Here is a 1,406-nt window from a genome sequence, read left to right as displayed (position 1 = left end):
GTTGTGCCTTCCACGCAATATCAATAATGTCCTTTGGTAAACCTTCTTGTCGTTTTTGCATATCGGTCGATATATTTGCTGCATACCGATAAGTGTGTGCGCCTTCGACGAGAAGGCGTCTTGCTCGGCCGTTTCCGCATTTTGTGATGGCGCCAATATGGCGCTTGCCACCACTCGAGTGTTCACTGGGTACAAGACCGAGATAACTCATTAATTTACGGGGATGGTCGAAGCGAGATAAATCACTAAGCTCAGCAACAAGCCGGTGGCGACCAATAATCGAACGCCACGCATAGCTTGTATTGCTTTAACAGCGGGATAATAACGCCATTGATGGACGTGATGTGTTAGTTCATTGTCTAGCCGTTCAAGTCGGCTTATTCGTTCAGTAATTGTGTGTAAAAACTCTTGTAAGATGATGTGCTGGGTGTGGCAGCACAAGCTCAGTGAGCCAATGTAAATGCTTTTGTGACCAATTCGCAGTGCCTTCGTAATTAATATTATTGCGAAGCAGCAGCGCCTTTAATTGATACTTAGCATCTTTTAAGTCCTTCATTGTCACTTCGCGTTCACGAGATAAATCGCGTACAGCTTCATCTTCAGGCTCAGGAACATAGATAGGTGTTAAATCCTCAGATTTAAGTAATTTAGCAAGCTTAAGGGCATCACGTTTATCGGTTTTAATCTTCTCACCAGGCTTTTTAGGAATAAGAGAGGGTGCAACCACATAATAGCAATGGCCGAGGCTGGTAATTAATCTGTAAATCCAATAACCACATGGACCGGCTTCATAGAAAAAGTGTAGCGTTGCGCCAGGGTATTTCGATTCGAACTGACGAACAAGTTTTTGAACGGCCACTTTGGAAGATGAAACTCGACCAAGGTGAACATGAGCGCCTCTATGTTCTTCAATATAGGCGACTTCATTGAATTCTTTATGTGTATCAAGACCAATAAAAAGTATGGTATGTTTATTCATGTTAGCCTCTGCTGTTTAGTTATTTGACAAACTAATTATGGCTCTGGCTTTGAATTAAGCTAACCCACGAAAAGCGGAGGCTAACACCGTGTGGGAGTCATTATGTCTAGGTGTAACCAGAGGGTGTTATGAATAGATGTGAATGGGCTAACTCTAACCCGTTAGAAACTCAGTATCATGATGATGAATGGGGTGTACCCGTTTATGATGATAGGATACTTTTTGAAATGCTTATTTTAGAAAGTGCTCAATCAGGGTTGAGTTGGGCAACGATTCTTCAAAAGAGGAATGGCTACTTAAAAGCGTTTGATAATTTTGATGCGGAAAAAATAGCGAATTATTCAGAAGATAAAATAAAATTATTGCTAGGTGATACCGGTATAGTCAGAAATAAATTAAAAATAAATGCCACTATAAATAACGCAAC

At 41.0% G+C, this 1,406-nt stretch carries 1 protein-coding gene and 1 pseudogene; one reads left to right on the top strand and one right to left on the bottom strand.

The annotated features are described in order from the left end of the window. A pseudogene (locus tag ACT3RM_RS17840) lies at positions 1 to 979 on the bottom strand (IS110 family transposase); the annotation flags it as partial. Positions 980 to 1,107: 128 nt separating this feature from the next. On the opposite strand from ACT3RM_RS17840, the gene ACT3RM_RS17835 reads away from it, so the two are divergent. Next, on the top strand, positions 1,108 to 1,406 hold a 299-nt coding region (locus ACT3RM_RS17835), incomplete at its 3' end, for a DNA-3-methyladenine glycosylase I (RefSeq protein ID WP_444511512.1).

Source organism: Pseudoalteromonas sp. AOP7-A1-14 (assembly GCF_052376275.1).
Taxonomy (GTDB): domain Bacteria; phylum Pseudomonadota; class Gammaproteobacteria; order Enterobacterales; family Alteromonadaceae; genus Pseudoalteromonas.
The sequence above is the reverse complement of the archived record's forward strand: the minus strand, read 5'-3'. Positions and strand labels throughout refer to the sequence as shown.